Here is a 25054-nt window from a genome sequence, read left to right as displayed (position 1 = left end):
GGTAGCGGCGGACGTCGCTACCGGTAGCAACCCTGCTAGCGACCCAAACCACTCCTGATCAGGCCGCTAGTACGTAGCGGCCCACCTGCGAAAACCCCTCGAACCCCCTCTGAGAGGCCCCTGATGAGCCTTGCAGCCCTCGCTACCGCATTCCTCCTGATCGTCACCCTTGGTTACATCGTCAAGTGCTGGCTGAGCCCGTTCGGGGACTGCCGCAAGTGCGACGGCATGGGCCACGGCTTCAAGACCGACCGCAAGGGCAAGGCCAAGCGCGGCCGTGACTGCCGCCGCTGCGACGCCACCGGCAAGCGCATACGCGTCGGCCGCTGGATCTACAACCGCGCCGCGCGCACCTACCGCGCCGGCACCCGCTGACCACCTGGGAGGCCCCGTGGAAATCACCATCTCGCTCGTACTGCTGCTCGCCGTCGGCGTCGCGCTGCTGCTGCGCTTCAAGGCCGTAGGCGCCGGTGCGGCCGTCGTCGTCGCGCTCTTCGGCTTCTACCTCGCTGACACCGACGCGAGCGACACCGTCAACCAGCTCGTCACCGCCGTCACCGGCGCCCTCGCCGACGCCGGCCGCTAGAAGGGAGACCAGCACCGTGAACGAACCCACCCCGTACGGCCGTCCGGCCGCACACGAGACGGCGGCCGTGGAAGTCCACACCCCCACCCCGCTCACCCACGCGCACACCGCCCCGCTCATGCCCGTGCAGCCGGGCACCATCCCGGCCGTGGCGAGCGTGGTCCTCCCCGACGGCCGTGTCGTTACCGGCTACGCCATCGAACCGGTCAAGCCCGAACCGGTCGCGCACAAGCCGGCCGTCTCCCGGGCGGCGGTGAACATCGCGCTCGGGGGCGTGGGGTTCCTCGCGGTGTGCGGCGGACTGCTCATGCTCACCGCGTTCGTCACCGCCCTGACCGCGCTGGTGACCCAGCTCGTCATCTTCGCCGCCGTCGTCTTCGGCGGCTGGATCGCCGTGCAGGTGTTCAGCGCGGGCGGCCATGGCGGTGGGACGACGGTCAACATCCGCAAGGCCGTCATCAAGCGGAACAAGTTCTACGGCTGAGAAGGAGATCAACACCTGTGATTCGACTGCGTATCCAGCGCACCGCGCTGCCTCGCAACGCCCTGATCCTGACCGACACGCCCCGCCCGGACTGCCTCGACTGCGACGGGGTGGGCGGTATCCCGCACGACTACGGCAACCACTACGACGGCGAGTACGAGGGCACCGAGTGGGAGCCCTGCCCCTGTTGGACGGAGTGGCGCATGGTCCTTCTGCCGCTCCCGCGCCGACCCCGGTGGTTGCGCCGTCGTGGCAACGGCCGTGACCCGTGGGGGCCCGGCGGCTACAGCGACGAACCGCCCTTCTAGCTCCGCCCGTGGGCGGCGGCACTCCCGGACAAGGACAGCCCGCCGCCCACGGTCTCCGTATCCCGACGTAGCAGAACAGGAGACCTACAGCATGGCCCAACTCAGTGCGTTCGGCGAGGGCCGTATGGCCCCCGCCACCCGAACGGGGCGAGACGTGCCCCGGCCGCGTCTGCTGGACGCGTTCTGCTGTCAGGGCGGTGCCGCCGTGGGCTGGCACCTCGCTGGGTTCGACGTGACCGGCGTCGACATCGCCCCGCAGCCCCGCTATCCGTTCACGTTCATCCAGGGCGACGCGGTTGAGTACATCCGCGCCCACGGTCACGAGTACGACGTCATCGCCGGGTCGCCGCCGTGCCAGCACTACACGCTGTGTCAGCGCATTCAGGGCCGCGAGCACCCCCGGCTGATCGCCCCGACCCGCGCGGCCATGCAGTCCACCGGACGGCCCTGGATCATCGAGAACGTTCCGGAGGCTGCACCGGAGCTGCGTGACCCGGTCACCTTGTGCGGTGCGTCGTTCGGCCTGCACACCTACCGGCATCGCCTGTTCGAGGCGAGTTTCCCGGTCCCTGTCCCGCCGCACCCCGAGCACCGGCACCCGACGGTGAAGATGGGCCGCCCGCTCAAGCGGGGTGACTGGTACCACGCGGTCGGTCACTTTTCCAACGTGCCTTACGTCCGCGAGGACTTGGGCGTGCCGTGGATGTCCCGCGACGGCATCAGCGAGTGCATCCCGCCCGCCTACACCGAATGGATCGGACGCGGGTTCCTCGCCGCCCTCGCCCTGAGGGAGGCGGCATGAGCACGGTGCCCGAACCCCTGCGGGTCGCCCTCGCCCTCGCGGCGGCCGGTGTCCCGGTCCTGCCCCTGCGGGCGGGAAAGGTCCCGTTCGGCAACTGCCGTTCCTGCAAGGACGGCGCCTGTGGCGGACGGCCCAACATGAAGGCGGTGGGCCCCTGCCGGTGCCCCGCGCCGTGTCACGCGTGGGCTGCCGCGACCACTGACCCGCACGTCCTCATCTCGCCCGTGTGGGCGCCGGTGTGGCGTGAGGCGGTGGCGGTCGCCTACCACCCCGGCGGAGCGGGGCTGACGGTCGTCGACCTGGACAACGAGGCGGCCGTCGCGTGGGCCCGCGAGACCCTGCCCGCCACTCGTACGGTGCTGACGACGCGGGGTGAGCACTGGCTCTACCAGGGCGCCATGCCGTCGTCGAACGCGGTCCGCCCGGGGGTCGACGTCAAGTCGCTCATGCAGTACGCCCGTTGGCTCGGACCCGGGACCGGCCGCATGGCCGTTCTCCCGGCGGCCGTGCGCGCCCTGTTGGTGAAGGAAGAGGCCACCCCCGCCCCGGGGGAGGTGGCATCTTCCCTTCCCTCCCGCGCCCCGTGGGACCGGTCGGTGGCCACCGGGTGCCGCCACACCGAGCGCTACGTCCGCACCGGCCTGGAACGCGGCCTCGCCCTGGTACGGGCCCGGACCGAATCCGGCGCCGGTTCACAGGCGTTCGGGGTCGCCCGGTTCCTTGCTGCCCAGCACACCGGGTGCCCGGGACCGTGCGGACTGGCCGTACTCGGGGACGCGGTCGTGGCCGCCGCCGTCTCCGTGGGCGTCCCGGAGACCTATGCCCGCCGCGCGGTCGCCAACGGCCTTGAGACGGCTACGGAGCGCGTGGCATGAACAAAGCATCCCGAACCCCTACGAACGGCCCTCAGGGCGCCGTACAGCGCCCGTCGCGGCCGACCGTGGGCGAAACGAAGGTCGCCGCCCGCAAGGGCGTCCTTTCTGCCGTTGGCTCTGACCCGCAGACGGCAACCGTCACCGGCATCACCCCGGGGCTACAGGTTCAGTGCGGGGGCGTACCGGTCGCGGACTGGCTCTGCGCCTGCGGGCAGCACGAACGCGCCCGGGGCCGCGCCGCCGTCCTCGCTCTGCAAGCCCGCGTCATCGTCGGCATCTGCCCGCACACCACCACCGCCGAAGGGAGGGCGGTCTCATGACGCCACAGCCTGTGGACAGCCCCGACCTGTGGGCCGGACTGCCCACCCTGGAAGACCCGCCCGGCGAGGACGACACGGCACCGGACGTGTGGGAGGCCCCCATTCCCCTCACCGGCCGCCGTGAGCGTCCGTCGTTCCCTGCCCACGTCCTCCCTGCCTGGTTGGGGGAGTTCGTGGCGGCCGTGGCGGAGGAGACGCAGACCCCGGTGGACCTCGCTGGGTCGGTCGCCCTCGCCGTGCTCGCCACGGCGGCCGGCGGCCGGTCAGTGGTCCACGTACGCGGCAACTGGCGCGAGCCCACCAACCTCTTCACGGTGGTCGCGCTCCCGCCCGCCAACCGCAAGTCCGCCGTCTTCGCCCTGCTGACCAACCCCCTCTATGAGGCGGAGAAACAGCTCAAGACCGCGATGCAGCCGGTCATTGTCGAGGCGGAGTTGACGGCGCGGCTGGCCAAGGAAGCGGCGGACAAGGCCGCCGCCAAGGCCGCGTCCGCCGACGGCGACAAGCGGCAGGAGATGGTGGCGACCGCTGTGGGCCTCGCGCAGACGGCCGGGACGCTCACCGTTCCGGCCGAACCGGTGCTCTTGGCGGACGACTCGACACCCGAGACGGTCACCTCGCTCATGGCGGAGCAGGGCGGGCGGCTGTCGGTGATGAGCGCGGAAGGCGGCATCTTCGACATCATCGCCGGCCGCTACTCCGGCGCCCCCAACATGGAAGTCTTCCTGAAAGGCCACGCCGGAGACCGATTGCGGGTCAACCGGCAGACCCGCCGCGAGTACATCGACGCCCCCGCCCTGACCATCGGCCTCGCCGTACAGCCGGACGTGCTGCGCGACATCGGCAAGGTGAAGGGGTTCGAGGGACGCGGACTGCTGGCCCGCTTCCTGTACTCCCTGCCGGCGTCCACGGTCGGTGAACGCCAGATCATCACCGACCCCGTCCCGGAAAAGACGGCCGCCACCTACACCGCCCGGGTCATCGACCTCACTCTGTCCCTGGCGGAGTGGACCGACCCGGCCGTCATCCAACTCAGCCCCGACGCCGACGCGGCCCTGATCGCCTATCAGAAGCGCATCGAACCCCAGCTCAAGGCACGCGGCGGGAAGCTGGGCCACATCTCCAACTGGGCCGGAAAACTCGCCGGAGCGACCGCCCGCATGGCCGCGCTGTTGCACCTCGCCGAACACGGCGGCAACGGCTACGCCCACCCGGTCACCGCCGCCACCATGGACGCGGCGATTGAGCTGGGGGAGTACTACACCGCTCACGCCCTCGCCGTGTTCGACGTCATGGGCGCCGACCCCGTCCTGTCCCGCGCCCGCAGCGTCCTGGAAGCGCTGAGGGACAACGGATGGGAGGACGTCAGCCGACGGGATGTGTTCACCGTCCTGTCCCGCAGCGAGGTCCCCACCGTCGCGGATCTCGAACCGGCCCTCGCGCTGTTGGAAGACCACGGCTATCTGCGGTCCTACCAGCCGGAGCGCACCGGCAAGCGCGGACGCCCCCCGGCGCCCCGTCTACTGGCCCACCCTGCCTTGCGGCAGGGCGGCCGGTGACGCGGTCCGCCTTCAACCCCTCCCGCACAAACCGCAAAATCCGCAATAAGCCCGGACACCCCCGCTGACCTGCGACGCGGACCCTGACCCAATCCGGCCGGGGGGCCGTCGCACAATCCCGCGATATTCCGCAAAAAACCGAGCACCACCCCACCCCCGGGGCCGGTCGACGACCGCCCCTGATTTTTGCGGAATATCGCGGGTTTCTGCGGAGCACCGTCCACCACCGTCCGCACACTGCATCACCGCAGGTCAGCACCCCTTCCCGGCTTTTCTGCGGATTTTGCGGTTTGTGCGGCGGCACTTGCCCATGAACTCAGCCCCACAGGAGTGAGCCTTGGACGAACACGGCACCCTCGTGACCCCCGCAGACGACGACGCCACGTTGGTTCTCCTCAAGGTCGAAGAGGCCGCCCGCCGCCTCCGCATCGGCCGGACCACATGCTTCGCCCTCATCCGCACCGGCGAACTGGAGTCCGTCATGGTCGGCGGCCTCCGCCGCGTCCCCGCCGATGCGCCGGCCGCGTACGTCACCCGTCTCCGCACCGCCCACCAAGCCGCTTGACGACGCCCGGGGCGGCGGCACTCCCGGACAGGACAGCCCGCCGCCCCGGTCTCTATCCCGACACCAAGAAACAGGAGTCTGCCCGTGGCAGAGGAACAGAAGCGCACTCGACAGCCCAACGGCCGTAGCTCGATCTACCTGGGCAAAGACGGTAAGTGGCACGGCCGTGTCACCGTCGGCATCCGCGACGACGGCACCCCGGACCGCCGTCACGTCGAACGCAAGACCCGTGCCGAAGTGACGGCCGCAGTGCGCGAGTTGGAGAAGCAGCGCGACGCCAAGACCGTGAAGAAGCCCGGCAAGGCGTGGACGGTCACGGCGTGGCTGACGCACTGGATTGAGAGCGTCGCGCCCCTCGCCGTCAACGACAACACGATGGTCGGGTACGGCGTGGCCGTACGGAAGCACCTCATCCCCGGCTTGGGCGCTCACCGGCTCGACAGGCTCAAGCCCGAGCACATCGAGGCGTTCTACGCCAAGATGCAGGCCAACGGCAGCAAGCCCGCGACCGCTCACCAGGTGCACCGAACCTTCCGCACCGCCCTCAACGAGGCCGTACGGCGCGGACATCTCGGCAAGAACCCCGTCCAGTTGGCCAAGGCACCGAAAACGGGGGAACACGAGGTGGAGCCCTACAACGTCCAAGAGGTACAGCGGTTGCTCAAGGCCGCTGACCAGCACCGCAACTCCGCTCGCTGGGCCGTCGCCCTCGCGCTCGGACTGCGACAAGGGGAAGTGCTCGGTCTGAGGTGGGAGGACGTGGACCTTGACGGTGGATTCCTCGTGGTCCGCCGTAGTCGTCACCGGCCGCAGTACGCCCACGGGTGCGTGGACCCCTGCGGACGCAAGGCCGCCGGGTACTGCCCCCAGAGGCGTCGCACGAACGCGGAGCTGTCCACCACCAAATCGCGCGCCGGCCGCCGCGCTGTCGGTCTCCCCGAACAGCTCGTTGGCCTACTCCGTGCTCACCTCAAGGCGCAAGAAGAGGAGCGGGCGGCGGCCGGGAAGCGCTGGGAGGACAACCGGCTCGTCTTCCCGGACGAACACGGCCGTAGTCCGTCCCACCGCCGGGACTGGGCTGACTGGAAGGTCCTTCTGAGGGAGGCGAACGTCAGGGACGGGCGTCTACACGACGCTCGCCACACGGCCGCCACGGTCCTGCTCATCCTCGGTGTCCCCGAGCGCGCCGTCATGGGACTCATGGGGTGGTCGACCACTGCCATGGCCGCCCGGTACCAGCACATGGTGGACGCTGTGCGGGCCGACGTCGCGCGGCAGGTGGACGGTCTGATCTGGAAGCCCGAGACGGGCCGACCGGACGATGACGACGACGGTGCGGCCGGGGCCCTCGTACCGGCCAACTGAGACGGGAACTGAGACGGACGACCAAAAGGGCGGCACCCCGCATGGGGTGCCGCCCTTTTCTTTTGCCTGGTCAAGGCACTTGAGGCCGTGGCGGGATTCGAACCCGCGTAACTCGCTTTGCAGGCGAGTCCCTGAACCACTCGGGCACACGGCCGTGTGCGTCGTTCGTGAGACGACCGTAGGCGCGGCGGGCGAGCGGACTCAAGGGACCGCCCGGGGCCGCAACGGGACTGCCATACGCCGTTCATGAACGGCCGCGGTCGGTGCCGCACGCGACAGGTGGCCCCTAGGCTTCCGTCCGTGGTGGAGACCATCGTGTTCGACATCGGCGAGACGCTTATCCGGGATGATCGCTACTGGGCTTCCTGGGCGGACTGGCTGGACGTTCCTCGGCACACTCTTTCCGCGCTCGTCGGCGCGGTCGTCGCCAAGGGCCAGGACAATGCCGAAGCGCTGCGCCTCGCCCGGCCGGGGATCGACGTCGGGGCCGAGTACCGGGCTCGGGAGGCGGCGGGCCACGGCGAGGTCCTGGACGAGAGCGACCTGTATGACGACGTCCGTCCGGTGCTGTCCGCGCTGAGCGAGCGAGGACATCGCCTGATCGTCGCCGGTAATCAGACGGCGCGTGCCGGGGAGCTGCTGCGAGAGCTGGACCTGCCGGTCGACCTCGTCGTCACGTCCGGGGACTGGGGTGTCGCGAAGCCTCGGCCGGAGTTCTTCCAGCGAGTGGCGGAAGTGGCTCAGGCGCCTCTCGGTTCCACTCTCTACGTCGGTGATCACCCGGCCAACGACGTGTTCCCGGCGAGCGCCGCAGGTCTCCGTACGGCACACATCCGGCGCGGCCCGTGGGGCCATCTGTGGGCGGACGCCCCCGAGGTCGCGGCGGTGGCGGACTGGCGGATCGACGACCTCGCCCGACTGGCCGCCCTCCTAGGCGGCTGACCGATGCGTCAAGGCCGCACAGGCACACGCACGGTGCCGGGGTCGGTACGGTATGCGACAGCCGTGGTTCGGTTCGGAGGGGAGCCGGTATGCCCACACGCAACGGGGGAGCGGGCGCGCGTATCGCCTACTACCGCAGCGTCACGCGTCCCAGGCTGACCCAGCGGCAGTTGGCCGACGCGGCCGGTGTCGGGCTCGGGACCATCCGGAAGATCGAGCGTGGTGAACGAGGCGTCGGCGAAGCCACGCTCGATGCCATCGCGGATGCGCTGGGGGTCGACCCCGCACAGCTGCGAGCAGGCCGTGACGCGGCCCGTACCCGGGTCCGTGACGCGTTGCCCGCCTTGTCCGCCGCTGTCGCGGCCTACGACATCCCCCAGGAGCGGCCGGTCCGCCCGATCCAGGCCCTGCACAGCGCGGTGGCAGACGCGGCCCGGTGGCGGCTGGGCGCGCAGTACACGCGTATCGTCCGGGCACTCCCCGATCTGTTGGCCGAGCTCGCGCGTGCCTATCACGACGCCGGAGGCGAGGAACGGGAAGTACTGGCCGGGCTTTTCGTCAGTGCCTGCCGCTCCGCGGACGCCGTCGCCTACAAGTTTGGCGCGGGGGACCTGTCCGCCAGACTGGTCGAGCTGATGCGGTGGGCCGTGCCCGAGGCCGGTGATCCGTTGCTGTCCGCCGCAGTCGCTTACGTGCGCACGGAGACGTTCTTCGCCGCCGAGGCGCACGCCGCGGGGTTGTACGCGCTGGAACAGGCTCTGGACGTCCTGCCCGTCGGGACAACTGAAGCGGAGCTCGCCGCTCGAGGCGCGCTGCACATGCGGGCCGCGGTCGTCGCCGCCAGGAGACGGGACGGCTCGGCCGCGTCAGAGCACCTGGCCGAGGCCCGTGCCCTGGCCGGCCGGGTGCGGGAAGGCGTGTACCGCGGTACGGCGTTCGGGGCCGATTCCGTGCGCGTCCATGAGGTGTCCGTCGCGGTCGGTCTCGGTGACGAGTACGTCGGCCGGGCACTGGAAGCCGCCGGAATGTGGGAGCCGCCCCGGGAAATGCCGGCGGAACGACGGTCCGGCTTCTACATCGAACTGGCTCGGGCCCGTCTCTGGGCGGGACAGGCCGACAAGGCGTTCGAGTCTCTGCGGACCGCTCGGCACATCGCGCCACAGCACACCCGCGAACACCTGTGGGTCCGGGAGGACGCCGCCACCCTGCGCCGTCTGAAACGCGGGGACTCTGAAGCCCTCACCAATTTCGCCGAGTGGTGCGCGGCCAACTGACCAGGGTGCCCCTCACCGGGGTACTTGCCGTCCGCGCCGACCCCCACCATCTGTCCGGCACCCGTGAAAGCCGGCAGATCGGAGCGGCGGACGCCTCGGTGCTTCCAGTTCGCGCACACACCCGGCAGTCGCCCGCAGCCGGCCGGGGTGCGCCCAGTGCTCCAAGGGAGTGTCGACATCGTGCACCGCACAGCCAGCCGGGGGAACGGGACCAGGATGACCTTGCGCGTCTACCGGGTCGGCGGAGACGGAGTGATCACCGAGGACCGAGGCACCGTGAGCATCGCGGGATTCGACGGTCCGGTGCCGCTCGACATGGGGTACCCGCCATGCTCATGTCCTCGCCACCGGTCCGGTCCGCCGGTGCCGGACATCGTGACGATGCGGGCCGCGGCAACCTGGTTCCTGGACCGGCGCACGCCGCCCGGGCGGGGGACGGTACAGGCGTTGCACCGCGACCTCCGCGGCTACCTCGACGGTCTCATTCCCTGGGTCCTGGGAATCGTGAGGCGCGAGGAGACGGACGAAGCGCAGGGCAGTGTGGCACTGGCCGCGGTCGCGCAGGCCCGTCAGCGGATGGGCGGCGCGCAGATCGATGAGCTCAGCGGTGAGCCGGCACACGTGACGTGGCTGGCCCGTTCCGTGCTGGCGCTGTGCGACCACTACGACACTCTCACCGGGGTCACGATGTGCCTGGTCTGCGACGGGCGGATCGTGGCCGGAGACGACTCGCTGCCGTTCGGCCGGGGCGGTGCCGGTCGCGTCCACACCCACTGCGGAACGCCGGGCAACCTCGGCGCTGGTGATCGGGCGCAGCTCGACTGAGCGCTCCCGTGACCTCCTTCTGACGTACGACCAAGGTCGTACCCGCCCCCCGCCTCCAGACAGCAGCCACCCGGCCCATCGCGCCTTACCCTGACGCCCATGACCGTCTCCGAACCGCGCGGCACCGACGTCGCCGCCCCGGCGCCGACCGGGTCCGGGACCGTGCTGAGCCGGGCCTACCGGGCGCTGAGCATCGGTGTCGTCTCCGTCATCGTGCTGGTCGCCTTCGAGGCGACGGCGGTGGGGACGGCCATGCCGGTGGCGGCGCGGGAGCTGGACGGGGTGGCGCTGTACGCGTTCGCGTTCTCGGGGTACTTCACCACCAGCCTGTTCGGCATGGTGCTCTCCGGTCAGTGGTCGGACCGGCACGGCCCGCTGGCGCCGCTCGCGTACGGCATCGGCGGCTTCGCGGCCGGGCTGGTGGTGGCTGGGACGGCCGGGACGATGTGGCTGTTCATCCTGGGGCGGGCCGTGCAGGGGCTCGGCGGCGGGCTGGTGATCGTCGCGCTGTACGTGGTGGTGGGGCGGGCCTACCCGGAGCGGTTGCGGCCGGCCATCATGGCGGCGTTCGCGGCGGGGTGGATCGTGCCGTCCATCGTCGGGCCGCTGGCCTCGGGCGCGGTGACCGAACACCTCGGGTGGCGCTGGGTGTTCCTCGGCATCCCGGTCCTGGTGGCCGTCCCGCTGGCGCTCGCGCTGCCGCGGATACGGGAGCGGGCGTCCGGCCCGGTGACCCCCGGGGCGCCCGCGGCCTTCGACCGCCGCCGCATCCGCCTCGCCCTCGCCGTCTCGCTGGGCGCGGGCCTGCTCCAGTACGCCGCCCAGGACCTGCGCCCGCTCTCCCTGCTGCCCGGCGCGGCGGGCGCCGCCCTGCTGGTCCCGGCGGTCCGCGGGCTGCTTCCGCGCGGCACCTGCCGGGCCGCCCGCGGCCTGCCCTCCGTCGTCCTGCTGCGCGGCGTCGCCGCCGGTTCCTTCATCGCCGCCGAGTCCTTCGTCCCGCTGATGCTGGTCACCCAGCGCGGGCTCAGCCCGACCTTGGCCGGGTTCTCGCTGGCGGCGGGCGGGCTGACCTGGGCCGGGGGTTCCTGGGTGCAGTCCCGGGCGCGCCTCGAGCCGTACCGGGAGCGGCTGATGGCCCTCGGGATGGTGCTGGTCGCCGCCGCCGTCGCCGCCGCGCCGAGCGTCCTGATCGACGCCGTACCGGCCTGGACGGTCGCCGTCGCCTGGGCGTTCGGCTGCTTCGGCATGGGGCTGGTGATCTCCTCCACCAGCGTGCTGCTGCTCAAGCTGTCCTCGCCCGCGGAGGCCGGCGGCAACTCCGCCGCCCTCCAGATCTCGGACGGTCTGTCGAACGTCCTGCTGCTGGCCGCCGGGGGAGCGGCCTTCGCCGCGCTCGGCGGCGGCACGGTCAGCCGTACGGCGACCGAGGCCACCGGCTCCCACCCGGCCGCCTTCGCGGCGGTGTTCCTGCCGATGGCGGGGGTGGCGCTGGTCGGGGCGTGGGTCGCCACCCGGCTGCGGACGGACCGGTGAGCGGCCTCAGTCCCCGCGCCGCAGGTCCCGGCGCAGGAACACGGCGGTGACCGCCACCACCGCCCCGCAGACCGAGGGCACCAGCGGCCACGGCAGCCCCGTCCACACGGTGATCAGTCCGACCGCCCCGCAGGCCGTCCCCGCCGTGATCAGCAGCCACTTCCCGTACGGCCGCCAGGTCAGGACGCCGAGCCGGCGGGGCCGGACCAGCCGTACCGTGCCGAAGGCCAGCGCCAGTGCCGCGCACAGCCCCGCGAAGGTGCCGAAGGCGGCGTTCATCTGGAGTTCGTCGCGGGGCGCGTCGGAGGTTTCCTGGCGGGTGTCCCCCTCGGCGACCCGCACCACCACGCCGCGCCAGACGGTGCCGGTGACCCGGTCGCCCGGGTCGAGTTCCGCCAGCACCGGCTCCGAGTCGCCGAACGCCACCGCCACGCGTTCGAAGGGCGCCGGTCCGCGCAGCGTCGCCCGCTTTTGCTTGGGCCGGTCCTCGGTGTCCTCGACGGTGAAGGCCAGCTCGCGCAGGCAGTCCTCCGCCGCCGGGACCACCGCACGGTCATGGCAGACCCCGGCCGCCCGGTACTCCCGGTACCGGGTGCCGTCCGCGGGCAGCCAGGTGGTGAAGACGTACCCGCCGGCCAGGGCCGCCGCCGCGGCCAGCACGATCAGCGCCGCACCCGTCAGCCGCTGCCGGGCGGGGCCCGGCGGGGGCGCGGATCTCCTGGCGTTCCCGTTCCCCGCCGTGGCCACTGTCCGTGCCGGCATCGCTCACCCTCCCCGTCCGCGACCGCACCGCACCGCACCCGTCGCAGCGCAGTGCGTCGCACCGTGATCCGCAGGCCCCAGGTTCGCCCGGCCGTGATCAGGCGGGCAAGGCGGCCGTCCGGCAGCGAAGGGCGCTCCTGCTTGCCGTACCCCAGAAGGGCGTGTGACGTCCGTCCCACCCGCAGGTGACCCGGCGGTGGGCGGGCATCCGGGGGGTCGGGGCGCCGGTAGGGTGGCCCGGTTGTCATACGTGGCCGAGCCGACCGACCCCCCTTCGGAGACCGTGACTACCACCGCCAGTTCCAGCGCCTCGCACCACCTGTCGCCGGCCTTCCCCGGCCGTGCCCCCTGGGGTACCGCCGGCAAGCTGCGGGCCTGGCAGCAGGGGGCGATGGAGAAGTACCTCCAGGAGCAGCCCCGCGACTTCCTGGCGGTCGCCACCCCCGGCGCCGGCAAGACGACCTTCGCGCTGACCCTGGCCTCCTGGCTGCTGCACCACCACGTGGTGCAGCAGGTCACCGTCGTCGCGCCGACCGAACACCTGAAGAAGCAGTGGGCGGAGGCCGCGGCCCGGATCGGGATCAAGCTCGACCCCGAGTACAGCGCCGGGCCGCTCGGCAAGGACTACCAGGGCATCGCCATCACCTACGCCGGTGTCGGCGTCCGGCCCATGCTGCACCGCAACCGCGTCGAGCAGCGCAAGACCCTCGTCATCCTCGACGAGATCCACCACGCCGGTGACTCCAAGTCCTGGGGCGAGGCGTGTCTGGAGGCGTTCGAGCCGGCCACCCGCAGGCTCGCCCTCACCGGTACGCCGTTCCGCTCCGACACCAACCCGATCCCCTTCGTCGTGTACGAGGAGGGCAACGACGGGATCCGGCGGTCCGCCGCCGACTACACGTACGGGTACGGGTCCGCGCTCGCCGACGGAGTCGTGCGGCCCGTCATCTTCATGAACTACAGCGGCAACATGCGGTGGCGGACGAAGGCCGGTGACGAGATCGCGGCGCGGCTCGGGGAGCCGATGACCAAGGACGCGGTCAGCCAGGCCTGGCGCACCGCCCTCGATCCGCGCGGCGAGTGGATGCCGTCCGTGCTGCGCGCCGCCGACCAGCGGCTGACCGAAGTACGCAAGGCCGTTCCGGACGCCGGGGCCCTCGTCATCGCCGCCGACCAGGACTCCGCCCGCGCCTACGCCAAGCTGATCCGGGAGATCACCGGCAGCAAGGCGACCGTCGTACTGTCCGACGACGCCGGTGCCTCCAAGAACATCGACACCTTCAGCGGCAGCGACGACCGGTGGATGGTCGCCGTCCGCATGGTGTCCGAGGGCGTCGACGTGCCGCGGCTCGCGGTCGGGGTGTACGCCACCACCATCTCGACGCCGCTGTTCTTCGCCCAGGCCGTCGGGCGTTTCGTACGGTCCAGGCGGCGCGGCGAGACCGCGTCCGTCTTCCTGCCGACCGTGCCCGACCTGCTCACCTTCGCGGGCGAGATGGAGCGCGAGCGCGACCACGTCCTCGACAAGCCCAAGAAGGAGGGCGAGGAGGACCCCTACGCCGAGTCCGAGAAGGAGATGGACGAGGCCAACAGGGAACAGGACGAGGACACCGGCGAGCAGGAGCAGTTCTCCTTCGAGGCGCTGGAGTCCGAGGCCGTCTTCGACCGGGTCATGTACAACGGCGCCGAGTTCGGCATGCAGGCCCACCCGGGCAGCGAGGAGGAGCAGGACTACCTCGGCATCCCCGGCCTCCTCGAACCCGACCAGGTGCAGATGCTGCTCCAGAAGCGGCAGGCCCGGCAGATCGCGCACAGCCGCAAGAAGCCGGACGAGGAGGCCGACCTGCTCGAACTGCCCGCCGAGCGGCGGCCGGTGGTCTCCCACAAGGAGATGATGGAGCTGCGCAAGCAGCTCAACACCCTGGTCGGCGCCTACGTCCACCAGAGCGGCAAGCCGCACGGCGTCATCCACACCGAACTGCGCCGCGTCTGCGGCGGCCCGCCGAGCGCCGAGGCCACCGCCGGGCAGCTGCGGCAGCGCATCGACAAGGTGCGGGAGTGGGCCACCCGCATGACGTGACCGGCGGGTCACCAGGGGCATGTGCGGTATGTATGCGGACAAACACCGGTAGTCCATACCTGCGGGTGCCCGGATTCTGGACGGAACCTTCCGCTGAGCGGACCGGCTCGCTACTGTCACGCTACGCACACGCCCCGTGGCAGCGCCGCCGCGGAGCGCAGCCGTGAAGCGACTCGGGCCCGGACACACCGGGCCGCCGGCCGATCGGCGGCCTCTGAAGCGCGTCGCCGACGGGACTCGGTGACGTATCCGCCACGAAGGGGCCGCAGACCTCACCACAAAAGGAGTGGGCGTCGTGACCGCGGAGACCTCTCAGACGCTCGACAGGGGACTGCGTGTCCTCAAGCTGCTCGCCGACACCGACCACGGGCTGACCGTCACCGAGCTGTCCCACCGGCTCGGAGTGAACCGTACCGTCGTGTACCGGTTGCTGGCCACTCTGGAACAGCACGCCCTGGTCCGCCGTGACCTGGGCGGCCGGGCCCGGGTCGGGCTCGGGGTGCTGGGCCTGGGCCGCCAGGTGCACCCGCTGGTCCGGGAGGCGGCGATGCCGGCGCTGCGCGCGCTGGCCGAGGACATCGGGGCGACCGCCCATCTGACGCTGGTGGACGGGGCGGAGGCGCTGGCCGTGGCCGTCGTCGAACCGACCTGGACCGACTATCACGTCGCCTACCGGCCCGGGTTCCGGCATCCGCTGGAGCGCGGCGCCGCCGGCAAGGCGATCCTCGCCGCCCGGCAGCAGCCGGCCACCGACCCCGGCTACACCCTGACCGAGAGCGAGCTGGAGGCCGGGGCGTGCGGGGCCGCGGCACCGCTGGTCGGGGTGTCCGGTGTCGAGGGCAGCGTCGGTGTGGTCATGCTCTCGGACGTGGTCCCGGAGCGGGTGGGCCCGCGCGTGATGGACGCGGCCCGGGAGGTCGCGGAGGCGCTGCGCTGACACGGATGCCGGGCGCCGACCAGCGCCGCGTTAGATTTACTCCGTGCTCTCTCGTCTCACGCGTCCCCAGGCCCTGGCCGTCTGCGCGCTGCCCGCCGTGGCGCTGTTCGCCACGGCGGTGTTCGCGCCGCTGCCGTTCTCCGTGGCGCAGCCCGGGATGACGGCCGACGTGCTCGGGAAGAACCAGGGCACCCCGGTGATCACCATCTCCGGCGCGCCGGTCCACGACACCACCGGCCAGCTGCGGATGACGACCATCGAGGCGACCGGCCCGGACACCAGCGTCTCGCTCGGCGACGTCCTCGGCAACTGGTTCGCCACCGACCGGGCGGTCATGCCGCGCGACGCGGTGTACCCGAGCGGCGACGACGAGCAGGAGATCGAGCAGTACAACGAGAAGCAGATGAAGGAGTCCCAGGACTCCGCCACCGCCGCCGCGCTGAGCTACCTGGACCTCGACCCCGCCGACGTCGACGTCACCCTGAAGCTGGCCGACGTGGGCGGCCCCAGCGCCGGGCTGCTGTTCTCCCTCGGCATCGTCGACAAACTGGACGGCTCCGACCTCACCGGCGGCCGGACGATCGCCGGCACCGGCACCATCAGCACCGAGGGCGAGGTCGGCGCCGTCGGCGGCGTACCGCTGAAGACGAAGGCCGCCCGGCGGGACGGCGCCACCGTCTTCCTGGTCCCGAAGGACGAGTGCGCGGACGCGGGGGCCGAGCTGCCGAAGGGGCTGCGGCTGATCCCGGTGACGTCGCTGAAGGGCGCGGTCGCCGCGCTGCACGCCCTGGACAGCGGCAAGGGCACCGTGCCGAGCTGCTGACCTAGGGCCTGTCGTTTGGATCACGCCGCAGACGCGGGGCCTGGCACGCGCTCCCCCACTGCCTGAACGGCGTGGGGGGACCCCCAGCCGCGTTGTCGTCGGTTGTCAACTCCCCCACGCTCGGCTTCGCTCGCGCGGGGGGACCCCCATCGCGTTGCCGCCCTCCTCCGCCTTGCAGCTGCACGTACCAGGCCCCGCTCACCGGCATGACAAGCCGCTGCCGATGCCCTGCGACCTGATCCAAACGACAGGCCCTAGCCTTCCTGCACGAAGCCCTTGTCCACCATCCAGTCCAGCGCCACCTGGTGCGGGTCCTCGCCGTCCACGTCGACCTTGGCGTTCAGCTCCTGCGCCACCGAGTTGGTCAGCGCCTTGGTCACCGGGTCGAGTACGCCGGCGATGGCCGGCCACTTCTTCATGGTGGCGGTGCGGATCATGGGCGCCGCGTTGTAGTTCGGGAAGAACTTCTTGTCGTCCTCCATCACCACCAGGTCCATGGACTTGATCCGCCCGTCGGTGGTGTACACCTCGCCGTAGGTGCAGGCGCCCTTCGCGGTCTGGGTGTAGATGATGCCGGTGTCCATCTGCGTGACGTTCCCCGCCGGGATGCTCATCCCGTACGCCTTCTTCAGCCCCGGCAGCCCGTCCGCGCGGTTGGCGAACTCGCCCTCCACGCACAGCGTCACCGCCCCCGGGTCGGACTTCGCCAGCGCGGCCACCTGGGACAGCGTCTTCGTGCGGTACTTCTGGTAGTTGGCCCGGTTCATGGCCAGCGCGTACGTGTTGTTCATCGACGCCGGCGGCAGCCAGGTCAGGCCCTGTTTCGCGTCCGCCGCGCGGACCGCCTCCCACTGCTCGTGCGGGTCGGCGACCGGGTCGCTGTTGCCCAGGTAGGTGATCCAGGCGGTGCCGGTGTACTCGTAGGTGGCGTCCGCGTCGCCGTTCTCGACGGCCGCGCGGGTGCCCACGGAGCCCTGGATGCCGGTGCGGTCCAGTACCTCCGCGCCGGCCGCCTCGAAGGCGATGCCCATGATCGCGCCGAGGATCAGCTGCTCGGTGAACTCCTTGGACACCACGGTCAGGTCGGCGCCCGCGAGCGGCTCGCCGCGGCCGATCGAGCCCGGCCGGACGTCGTCCACCATCGGGGAGCCGCTGGTCAGGCCGCAGCCGCTGACCAGTACGCCGGTGAGGATCAGGCACAGCGGCCGTCTCATGTGCCCGCCTCCAGACCCCGGGGCCGCAGCAGCAGTTCGGCCAGCGAGGCCAGCCAGTCCACCAGCAGGGCCAGGGCGACGGTCAGCACCGAGCCCAGCACCAGTACCGGCATCCGCTGGCTGGTGATGCCGGTGGTGATCAGCACGCCGAGGCCGCCCCCGCCGCCGAAGGTCGCCAGCGTCGCCGTACCGACGTTGAGGACCAGGGCGGTGCGCACGCCGGCCAGGATCAGCGGGACGGCGAGCGGGAGTTCGACCCGGGTGAGGACGCCGAAGGGGGACATGCCGATGCCGCGGGCCGACTCCAGCAGGGTGGGGTCGTTGGCCTTCAGGCCCGCGATGGTGTTCGACAGCACCGGCAGGATCGCGTAGATGATGATGCCGATCAGGGCGGCCCGGCGGCCGATGCCGAGCCAGATCACCAGCAGCGCCAGCAGGCCGATCGCCGGGGTGGCCTGGCCCATGTTGGCGAAGGCGAGGGCCACCGGGGTGGCCTTGCGGAACATGCGGCGGGTGAGCAGGATGCCCAGCGGGATGGCGATGATCAGGACGAAGAAGGTGGAGATCACCGTCAGCTGCACGTGCTGCCACAGCGCCTTGGTGACCTGGCCGTCGGACAGGGCGTTCTCGCTGAGCGCGTCCAGGTCGGCCTGCCGGAACCACAGCCAGGTCGCCAGCAGTACGCAGACCAGTACGGCGGGCAGGAAGGTGAGCTTGCGCCAGCCGACCCGGCGGCGGGTGGCGGCCGGGGACGGCGGGGGAGCGGCGGTGTCGGTCTCGGTCGCGTCGTCGTCGGTGGCGAGCGGGCCGCCACCGCCCGGGTCTTCCCGGCCGTCCGGGCCGTCCGGGCCGTCCGGGCCGCCTGGCCGGGGGAAACGGGAGGAAGGAGTCATCAGCCCTGCCCCGCCCCGCCGAATCCCGCCCCTCCGAACCCCGCCCCGCCGAATCCCTCCTGCTCGGAGTGGGTGCGCTCGGCCCGCGACTCCTCCAGGTCGTGCTGGTGCTCCAGCGCGTCCAGCCGGTCCGCCTCAAGGAGTTCGTGCACGGAGTTCATCAGCGTCTCCATGTCGACGACGCCCTCGTACTGGCCGCGCCGCCCGGTGACCGCGACCCGCCCCGCGTTGTCGGTGAGCACCGCCTCCAGCGCGTCCCGCAGCGTGGCGTCCCGGGTCACCGTGTCGTGCACCAGCGCCCCGGCCCGCGCCAGCGACCCCTTGGCCCGCATCAGGTCGCCGCGCCGCAGCCACTTGTAGGGCCGGCGCCGCTTGTCCAGCAGCAGGATCTCGTTGCTGCCGCTGTCCCGCAGCCGGTCGAAGATGTGCTGGAGCGGGTCGTCGATGGTGACGGTGGGGTAGTCGGTGATGCCGACGTCCCGGACCCGGGTGAGGTTGAGCCGCTTCAGCGCCGCCCCGGCGCCGACGAAACCGGAGACGAAGTCGTCGGCGGGGTTGGTCAGGATGGCCTCGGGGGTGTCGAACTGCGCGATGTGCGACTGCTCGCGCAGCACCGCGATCCGGTCGCCCACCTTGATCGCCTCGTCGAAGTCGTGGGTGACGAAGACGATCGTCTTGTGCAGTTCGTGCTGGAGCCGGATCAGTTCGTCCTGGAGGTGGTCGCGGGTGATCGGGTCGACCGCGCCGAACGGCTCGTCCATCAGCAGCACCGGCGGATCGGCGGCCAGCGCCCGCGCCACGCCGACCCGCTGCTGCTGGCCGCCGGAGAGCTGGCGCGGATAGCGGCCGTGGAACTCGCCCGGGTCCAGGCCCACCAGGTCGAGCATCTCCTCCACCCGGTCCCTGATCCGCGCCTTCGGCCAGCCGGTCATCCGCGGCACCAGCGCGATGTTCTGCGCGACCGTCATGTGCGGGAACAGGCCGGAGGACTGGATCGCGTAGCCGACCTTGCGGCGCAGCTTCACCGGGTCGATGTCGGTGACGTCCTCGCCGTTGATCCGGATCCGCCCGCCGGACGGCTCGATCAGCCGGTTGATCATCTTCAGGGTGGTGGACTTCCCGCACCCCGAGGGGCCGACGAAGACCACCGTCTCGCCCGCCCCGATCTCCATCGAGACGTTGTCCACGGCGGGCTGCGGACTGCCCGGGTAGCGCTTGGTGAGGTTCTCCAGCTCGATGGTGGCCCCCGTGGTGGCGGCCGCCGCCGGGCCGGCCGAGGTCGTCTCAGGCACGGATCCCCCTGGGAATGGTCAGCCGTCCGAGCAGGACGTACGCGGCGTCGAACAGCAGCGCAAGGACGATGATCCCGAGCGTGCCCGCGAGCACCTGGTTGAGCGCGTTCTTGCTGCCCAGCGAGGCGATCCCGCGGAAGATCTCATTGCCGAGCCCGGGTCCGGAGGCGTACGCGGCGATCGCCGCGATGCCCATCAGCATCTGGGTGGAGACCCGGATGCCGGTCAGGATCGGCGGCCAGGCCAGCGGCAGCTCCACCCGCAGCAGCCGCGCCACCCGGGACATGCCGATGCCCTTGGCGGCGTCCACCAGCGCCGGGTCGACGCCGCGCAGCCCGACGATCGCGTTGCGCACGATCGGCAGCAGCCCGTACAGGGTCAGCGCGGTCACCGTCGGCGGCACCCCGAGCCCGACGATCGGAATGAGCAGACCGATCATGGCCAGCGACGGAATGGTCAAGACGGTCGAAGTGGCCAGTGTCGCCAGATTTCCGGCCCACTCGCTCCGGTAGGTGACCACCCCGATCAGGACACCCAGGACGGTCGCCACGATCATGCACTGGAAGACGGCGCTGGCGTGCTGTCCGGCGTCCGCGAGCAGCTGCTGGTGGCGGCTGCCCAGGAATTCCCAGAAGTTCACCGCCGCTCACCACCCCTCGCTCAGGTTGTCTGCGTGTCCGCAGCCGCCTGCTCCACCAGCGGGATGACCCGCAGCGGGACGGGATTCTCCATGACGATCGCCGTGGCGGCCCGGACGATGCCATCAAAACCGACAACCCGGTCGATCACCCGCTGGAGATCGGCGTTCGAGCGGGCCACCAGCCGGCACAGCATGTCGTTGGCACCGGTGGTGGTGTGCAGCTCCAGCACCTCCGGCACGGACGCCAAGTGCGCCCGCACATCGGCCCCTTGGCCCTGCCGGATCTGGAGCGTGGCGAACGCCGTGACCGGGTAGCCGAGCGCCGCCGGGTCCACCTCCGGTCCGAACCCGCGGATGACTCCGTTCGACTGAAGCCGCTCCAGCCGCGCCTGCACGGTGCCCCGGGCCACCCCCAGCCGCCGGGACATCTCCAGCACCCCGATCCGCGGCTCCCGCGCCAGCAGCCCGATGATCCGCCCGTCCAGACCGTCGATCCCCATCCGCCCGCCTCCCACCCTGGTCACCCTGTACACAAAGCCGGCCCTGACCGCCGTACCACTGGTCAGATTGCCCACCCGGAACCAGAACTATTGCGCACCTTGCGGACCCGGGGGACCCTGCGGCTATGACGCAGACCACACACCACACTCCCGACACCGCCCGGCAGGCCGACCCCTTCCCGGTCAAGGGAATGGACGCGGTCGTCTTCGCCGTGGGCAACGCCAAACAGGCCGCGCACTACTACTCCACCGCCTTCGGCATGCGGCTGGTCGCCTACGCGGGACCGGAGAACGGCAGCCGCGAGACCGCGAGCTACGTACTGGAGAACGGCTCCGCCCGGTTCGTGTTCACCTCCGTCATCAAGCCGGCCACCGACCACGGCCGCTTCCTCGCGGCGCACGTGGCCGAGCACGGCGACGGTGTGATCGACCTCGCCATCGAGGTGCCGGACGCCCGCGCCGCGTACGCCTACGCCGTCGAGCACGGCGCCCGTCCGCTCGCCGAACCGCACGAGGCCAAGGACGAGCACGGCACGGTCGTCCTCGCCGCGATCGCCACCTACGGCGAGACCCGCCACACCCTGGTCGAACGCACCGGCTACGACGGCCCCTACCTCCCCGGCTACACCGCCGCCGACCCCATTGTCGAGCCGCCCGCCGACCGCACCTTCCAGGCCATCGACCACTGCGTCGGCAACGTCGAACTGGGCCGGATGAACGAATGGGTGGGCTTCTACAACAAGGTCCTGGGCTTCACGAACATGAAGGAGTTCGTCGGCGACGACATCGCCACCGAGTACAGCGCCCTGATGTCCAAGGTGGTCGCCGACGGCACCCTCAAGGTCAAGTTCCCGATCAACGAGCCCGCCGCCGCCAAGAAGAAGTCGCAGATCGACGAGTACCTGGAGTTCTACGGCGGCGCGGGCGTCCAGCACATCGCGCTCAACACCAACGACATCGTGCGCACCGTCCGCACCATGAAGGCGAACGGCGTCCGGTTCCTGGACACGCCCGACTCCTACTACGACACCCTCGGCGAGTGGGCCGGCGAGACCCGGGTCCCCGTCGAGACCCTGCGCGAGCTGAAGATCCTGGTCGACCGCGACGAGGACGGCTACCTGCTGCAGATCTTCACCAAGCCGGTCCAGGACCGCCCGACCGTCTTCTTCGAGATCATCGAACGCCACGGCTCGATGGGCTTCGGCAAGGGCAACTTCAAGGCCCTCTTCGAGGCCATCGAGCGGGAACAGGAGCGGCGCGGGAACCTTTAGGGCAAGGCCGTGAAGTTGCGGCTTCGGAGGCGCTGACAAAGCTCTCGGAACAGGGAAATGCCGCCGGACCCGTTCCCGGCGGGAGGCATCACCACAGGTGCAGGAAGCTCCGCACGTCGTCATAGCCGTCGACGGCGCGGCCGTCCACGTCCGTCGGTTCCGCCTCAGCCCGCGCCGCCAGCGACTCCGCCAGGGCCAAGGCTGCGTCGCCGAGCCGGCCGAAGCGTCGAGCGGTGTGTCCCAGGCACAGGCCGGCCAGCCCCAGCAGCGGACTCCCCGGCACAGCCCGCGTCCCGACCTGAACACACCAGAACTCGACGAAGTCCGCGTCGTCGTCGTTCAACGCGGTCCCGACCAGAACTCCCGCCGCCTCGCCCTCTGCGGAGCGGTCACGAAGAGCCCGCTCCAGCGTCTCAACCACCACCGTGTGCGGCAGCGCAGGAGGGTTCTCGAAGTTCAGATGAGAATGCACCCCGCGAGACTACGCGGGGATGCATCCAACGGGCGCCCGTCGTCCCAACTCACCAGACGGGGCAAACGTTGCCTGATGCGGCACTAGTGGCCCCCGGCTCGCCTCCCGAGAGCCCGCGAAATCCTGGCACGGCGCGAAGCGGCGCCAGACGGGCCCAGACCCGATGGACGGGATCGGCGACCTGGACGAAACCAGTCCCGGGCCGGAAAGGCGTGAAGCCCCTGGTAGGAACGGGTCTGCGAAGATAAAGTTCCGGCCGGGAGGCTTCACGTGCCGTGCAGTATCACCTACACCGCCGTGCTCGACGTCAGCAGGCAGACCGCCGAGTTCCTCGCCCGGCGCCTCCCGCATCACCGCGAGCGGCTCGGCACCCGCGCACTGAGCCCGTTCCAGCAGGCCGTCCTGGTCCCGCGCCGGCTCGTCGACGGCACGCGCGTGGCCCAACTCGTCCGGGTACCGCTCCCTGCACGAAGGGCTCACGGTGCTGTCCGACCGCGTCCCGCAGGAAAGCCTCTGAAGTTCGTGTACACCATAGGGAGGCGGCGAGAATGTCAAATTTCTCGGACTGGCAGAACCGGATGCTGCGGGCCGTTTGGCGGCACGGAGAGCCGCTACCTGAAACGGTAACGGCGTGGATGTCCGAACTGTACGGCGGATACGGAGAAATGCCGGAAGCGAAGTTCTGTGAATCTTGGACCGCGCGAACCTTCTCCATGTCGAGATCGGCCCTTGAGGTCGTCAGCAGGTCGGTGGAGGAGGACACCGGGAAAGCGGTCACCGGGGACGAAGTCTGCTACGTCGACTATCTACGTGACCCGGACCTGGGGCCGGTCGGCGTAGTGCGCATCAAGTCCGCAGAGGTCTCGATGCCCGATTGGGCGGAGGTTCTGGGTGCGGTGGCGGAAGGAGTGCAGGAATTCGTCATGAGTCACCATCGCGTGGCCTGGCCCGTCTGCGACCAACACGGCCGAGGGCTCCACGTGACGTATTTCCATGAGACCGCAGTTTGCGAATGCACGGGCGGGACCGCAGGTGGTCATGTGGTGAGAGCGATCGATCCTGCCGATCAGCTGTAGGAGGGTGCCGTCGCCGAGGGCGTCACGCCGTGGCAGTGGGCGGCCGGGCCGGAGTCCCGCCAGGCTCTCGCGTCGGCCGTGGTGCCCGAACCGGGCGGGCCGCGGTCACCGCCAGGCGGATCTCGGCGTCGGCAATGACCGGACACACCGAGGTCTAACGCGAGGGCGGGCCCTCCGCCGAAGGCTCGCCCAGTTCCGCCAACGCCTGTCGCAGGCGCGGCGCGTCCAACGGTGAGAACCAGGGATTGATCCGCGCCGCCTCCTGAAGATGCCGCCGCGCGGCCCCGTACCGCTCCAGCTCCCCCTCGATCACCCCCCGGTGATACACGTACGCCGCACTGCGCACCCCGCCCCCGCGCTCCCCGTCGGTCGCCCGCACCGCGTACCCCAGCGCCTCCTCGGCCCGCCCGGCCCGGTACAGCGCCCAGCCCAGCGCGTCCGCCACGGCGGTGGACGGCTGCCGCCGCCACTCGGCGCGCAGCCGCCGCACCGCCGCCCGCGCGTCCCCGTGCTCCGCCTCGAACCGCCCCAGCACCAGTTCCTCGTCCGCCCCGCTCGCCGCGGCGGCCCGCACCCGCTCGCGCAGCAGGTCGTACTGCACCCGCGCGGCCTGCCCGAGCCCCAGTGACTCGTACAGCTCACCCAGCTCCAGCGCGTCCTCGGGGCGCGGCTGCCGGTCGAGCGCCGCCTGATACGCCGTGAGCGCCTGAGAGGTCCGTCCCAGCGCCGCCAGCGCGCGCCCCTGCCCGGCCTGCGCGGCCCGCTGGTCGGGATCGGTACGCAGCGCCTCCTGGAAGTACCGCAGCGCCTCCGCCCGGTCCCCCCGCTCGAACGCCAGCCGTCCCGCCTGCTCCAGATACGCCGCCCGCTCGGCCGGCGTCCCGGCCGCCGCCACCGCGTCCGTGAGCTGCGCCGCCGCGTCCTCCCGCCAGCCCCGGTCCCGGTACACGGCGGCCTTGCGGGCCCGCACCGCCGCCGTCCCCGGCCGCAGCGCCACCAGCCGGTCCAGCGCCCGCCCCACCGCCTGGTGGTCGCCGAGCCCGGTGTACGCGTCGATCAGCACCGCCTGCGTGGTCCACCGCTTCGGCGCCAGCCGCCGCGCCGCCTCCCCCCACCGCTTCGCCCCGGGGAAGTCCCGCCGCGCCACCGCCAGCGCGGCCAGCCCTTCCAGGGCGGCGGGCGACTCCTTCAGGCGCAGTGCGGTACGCAGCGCCCTCTCCGCCTTCGGGAAGTGCGCGGGGTCGGCGGTCCGCCGCCCCTGCTCGACGTAGGCGGCCCCGAGCACCGCCCACGACGGCGCCTCCAGCGGCCGCGCCCGCACCCGCGCCTCCCGGTCGCCGATCAGCACCGCCAGCTCGGGCAGCGCGGCCGGCACCCCGGCGGCCACCGCGTCGTGCGCCATCGCCGCCGGCCCCGGCGCGGGCGCCGCCGCGGGACCCCGCGCCCACAGCTGACCGGGCCCGCCGGGCAGCAGCACCAGTACGCCACCGAGTACGGCGGACCCGGCCACCGAGGCGACCAGCCACCGCCGCCACCCATCCGGACGCCGCTGAAGTCGGATCGTCATACCGCCCACTGTGCGGCGCCCGGTGACACCACCCGGGCAGGCGAAGGGCGGTGCCGCCGGGGTTCACACCGATGGCCCCCGGTGCCACC

The 25054-nt window shown here is 71.4% G+C and carries 26 protein-coding genes, 1 tRNA gene and 1 pseudogene; 19 read left to right on the top strand and 9 right to left on the bottom strand.

The genetic code is table 11. The features are described from left to right. The first annotated feature begins 123 nt into the window (after positions 1–123). From AB0G32_RS07975 to AB0G32_RS07935, 9 genes are all read left to right on the top strand, one after another. Complete coding sequence (locus AB0G32_RS07975; RefSeq protein WP_361159751.1) at positions 124–375, top strand: hypothetical protein; 252 nt, start codon at positions 124–126, stop codon at positions 373–375. A 16-nt stretch (positions 376–391) separates the two neighbouring features. Then, complete coding sequence (locus AB0G32_RS07970) at positions 392–586, top strand: hypothetical protein (RefSeq protein ID WP_361159748.1); 195 nt, start codon at positions 392–394, stop codon at positions 584–586. Positions 587–602: 16 nt separating this feature from the next. Continuing rightward, on the top strand, positions 603–1070 hold the full coding sequence (locus AB0G32_RS07965) for a hypothetical protein (RefSeq protein ID WP_361159745.1): 468 nt from the start codon (positions 603–605) through the stop codon (positions 1068–1070). 17 nt (positions 1071–1087) lie between these two features. After that, positions 1088–1378, top strand: a complete 291-nt coding sequence (locus tag AB0G32_RS07960) for a hypothetical protein (protein WP_361159742.1) — start codon at positions 1088–1090, stop codon at positions 1376–1378. Positions 1379–1502: 124 nt separating this feature from the next. Then, the gene (locus AB0G32_RS07955) at positions 1503–2180 is read left to right on the top strand and encodes an SAM-dependent methyltransferase (protein ID WP_361159740.1); all 678 of its coding nucleotides are present in this window, start codon (positions 1503–1505) and stop codon (positions 2178–2180) included. After that, the gene (locus AB0G32_RS07950) at positions 2177–3055 is read left to right on the top strand and encodes a bifunctional DNA primase/polymerase (RefSeq protein ID WP_361159737.1); all 879 of its coding nucleotides are present in this window, start codon (positions 2177–2179) and stop codon (positions 3053–3055) included. The genes AB0G32_RS07955 and AB0G32_RS07950 overlap by 4 nt, the downstream gene beginning before the upstream one ends. Positions 3056–3386: 331 nt before the next feature. Next, positions 3387–4934 carry a YfjI family protein gene (locus AB0G32_RS07945; RefSeq protein ID WP_361159965.1) on the top strand — a complete coding sequence of 516 codons (1548 nt, stop codon included), beginning with the start codon at positions 3387–3389 and terminating at the stop codon, positions 4932–4934. Between the two features lie 337 nt (positions 4935–5271). Then, positions 5272–5499 (top strand): excisionase family DNA-binding protein, encoded by a 228-nt coding sequence (locus AB0G32_RS07940; RefSeq protein ID WP_361159734.1) that lies wholly within the window; start codon positions 5272–5274, stop codon positions 5497–5499. An 84-nt stretch (positions 5500–5583) separates the two neighbouring features. After that, complete coding sequence (locus AB0G32_RS07935) at positions 5584–6864, top strand: site-specific integrase (protein WP_361159731.1); 1281 nt, start codon at positions 5584–5586, stop codon at positions 6862–6864. An 82-nt stretch (positions 6865–6946) separates the two neighbouring features. On the opposite strand, the gene AB0G32_RS07930 is transcribed toward AB0G32_RS07935, so the two are convergent. Next, positions 6947–7018: transfer RNA gene (locus AB0G32_RS07930), tRNA-Cys, on the bottom strand. 146 nt (positions 7019–7164) lie between these two features. Between AB0G32_RS07930 and AB0G32_RS07925 the strand changes: the two genes are divergently transcribed. The 4 genes from AB0G32_RS07925 (at position 7165) to AB0G32_RS07910 (ending at position 11438) form a co-directional block, all read left to right on the top strand. Next, complete coding sequence (locus AB0G32_RS07925; protein ID WP_361159728.1) at positions 7165–7806, top strand: HAD family hydrolase; 642 nt, start codon at positions 7165–7167, stop codon at positions 7804–7806. A gap of 89 nt (positions 7807–7895) precedes the next feature. Continuing rightward, the gene (locus AB0G32_RS07920; protein ID WP_361159725.1) at positions 7896–9080 is read left to right on the top strand and encodes a helix-turn-helix transcriptional regulator; all 1185 of its coding nucleotides are present in this window, start codon (positions 7896–7898) and stop codon (positions 9078–9080) included. A gap of 363 nt (positions 9081–9443) precedes the next feature. After that, entirely contained in the window at positions 9444–9905 is a 462-nt protein-coding gene (locus AB0G32_RS07915; RefSeq protein WP_361159722.1) for a DUF6415 family natural product biosynthesis protein, read from the top strand. A 99-nt stretch (positions 9906–10004) separates the two neighbouring features. Beyond that, complete coding sequence (locus AB0G32_RS07910; RefSeq protein ID WP_361159719.1) at positions 10005–11438, top strand: MFS transporter; 1434 nt, start codon at positions 10005–10007, stop codon at positions 11436–11438. 6 nt (positions 11439–11444) lie between these two features. On the opposite strand, the gene AB0G32_RS07905 is transcribed toward AB0G32_RS07910, so the two are convergent. Next, on the bottom strand, positions 11445–12200 hold the full coding sequence (locus AB0G32_RS07905) for a hypothetical protein (protein WP_361159716.1): 756 nt from the start codon (positions 12198–12200) through the stop codon (positions 11445–11447). 283 nt (positions 12201–12483) lie between these two features. On the opposite strand from AB0G32_RS07905, the gene AB0G32_RS07900 reads away from it, so the two are divergent. From AB0G32_RS07900 to AB0G32_RS07890, 3 genes are all read left to right on the top strand, one after another. Further along, complete coding sequence (locus AB0G32_RS07900) at positions 12484–14280, top strand: DEAD/DEAH box helicase (RefSeq protein ID WP_361159713.1); 1797 nt, start codon at positions 12484–12486, stop codon at positions 14278–14280. 295 nt (positions 14281–14575) lie between these two features. Next, on the top strand, positions 14576–15217 hold the full coding sequence (locus tag AB0G32_RS07895; RefSeq protein ID WP_361159710.1) for a helix-turn-helix domain-containing protein: 642 nt from the start codon (positions 14576–14578) through the stop codon (positions 15215–15217). 43 nt (positions 15218–15260) lie between these two features. After that, positions 15261–16040 carry a S16 family serine protease gene (locus AB0G32_RS07890; RefSeq protein WP_361159707.1) on the top strand — a complete coding sequence of 260 codons (780 nt, stop codon included), beginning with the start codon at positions 15261–15263 and terminating at the stop codon, positions 16038–16040. A 254-nt stretch (positions 16041–16294) separates the two neighbouring features. On the opposite strand, the gene AB0G32_RS07885 is transcribed toward AB0G32_RS07890, so the two are convergent. The 5 genes from AB0G32_RS07885 to AB0G32_RS07865 are packed head-to-tail and all read right to left on the bottom strand — an operon-like array spanning position 16295 to position 20579. Continuing rightward, positions 16295–17254 (bottom strand): glycine betaine ABC transporter substrate-binding protein, encoded by a 960-nt coding sequence (locus AB0G32_RS07885; RefSeq protein ID WP_361159704.1) that lies wholly within the window; start codon positions 17252–17254, stop codon positions 16295–16297. Beyond that, positions 17251–18147: an ABC transporter permease gene (locus AB0G32_RS07880; RefSeq protein ID WP_361159701.1), complete on the bottom strand. Its 897-nt coding sequence runs from the start codon at positions 18145–18147 to the stop codon at positions 17251–17253. The genes AB0G32_RS07885 and AB0G32_RS07880 overlap by 4 nt, the downstream gene beginning before the upstream one ends. After that, the gene (locus AB0G32_RS07875; RefSeq protein WP_361159698.1) at positions 18147–19439 is read right to left on the bottom strand and encodes a betaine/proline/choline family ABC transporter ATP-binding protein; all 1293 of its coding nucleotides are present in this window, start codon (positions 19437–19439) and stop codon (positions 18147–18149) included. Before AB0G32_RS07875 ends, AB0G32_RS07880 begins: the two co-directional genes overlap by 1 nt. Next, entirely contained in the window at positions 19432–20079 is a 648-nt protein-coding gene (locus AB0G32_RS07870) for an ABC transporter permease (RefSeq protein WP_361159695.1), read from the bottom strand. The genes AB0G32_RS07875 and AB0G32_RS07870 overlap by 8 nt, the downstream gene beginning before the upstream one ends. 20 nt (positions 20080–20099) lie before the next feature. Continuing rightward, on the bottom strand, positions 20100–20579 hold the full coding sequence (locus AB0G32_RS07865) for an Lrp/AsnC family transcriptional regulator (protein ID WP_361159692.1): 480 nt from the start codon (positions 20577–20579) through the stop codon (positions 20100–20102). Positions 20580–20704: 125 nt separating this feature from the next. Here AB0G32_RS07865 and hppD point away from each other — a divergent pair, with 125 nt between their 5' ends. Beyond that, positions 20705–21850, top strand: a complete 1146-nt coding sequence (gene hppD / locus AB0G32_RS07860) for a 4-hydroxyphenylpyruvate dioxygenase (RefSeq protein ID WP_361159689.1) — start codon at positions 20705–20707, stop codon at positions 21848–21850. A gap of 88 nt (positions 21851–21938) precedes the next feature. Here hppD and AB0G32_RS07855 read toward each other — a convergent pair whose 3' ends face one another. After that, positions 21939–22322: a hypothetical protein gene (locus AB0G32_RS07855; protein WP_361159686.1), complete on the bottom strand. Its 384-nt coding sequence runs from the start codon at positions 22320–22322 to the stop codon at positions 21939–21941. 270 nt (positions 22323–22592) lie between these two features. Here AB0G32_RS07855 and AB0G32_RS07850 point away from each other — a divergent pair. Then, positions 22593–22775: pseudogene (locus tag AB0G32_RS07850) on the top strand (IS5/IS1182 family transposase); the annotation flags it as partial. A gap of 95 nt (positions 22776–22870) precedes the next feature. Next, on the top strand, positions 22871–23398 hold the full coding sequence (locus AB0G32_RS07845) for a hypothetical protein (RefSeq protein ID WP_361159986.1): 528 nt from the start codon (positions 22871–22873) through the stop codon (positions 23396–23398). A 154-nt stretch (positions 23399–23552) separates the two neighbouring features. Here the strand turns inward: AB0G32_RS07845 and AB0G32_RS07840 are convergent, their stop codons facing one another. Beyond that, positions 23553–24965: a tetratricopeptide repeat protein gene (locus AB0G32_RS07840; protein WP_361159684.1), complete on the bottom strand. Its 1413-nt coding sequence runs from the start codon at positions 24963–24965 to the stop codon at positions 23553–23555. Between the last annotated feature and the right edge of the window lie 89 nt (positions 24966–25054).

Origin of the sequence: Streptomyces sp. NPDC023723 (assembly GCF_040639815.1) — a bacterium.
In the GTDB taxonomy this organism is placed as follows: Bacteria; Actinomycetota; Actinomycetes; order Streptomycetales; family Streptomycetaceae; genus Streptomyces.
This window is presented reverse-complemented; position numbering and strand designations above follow the sequence as displayed.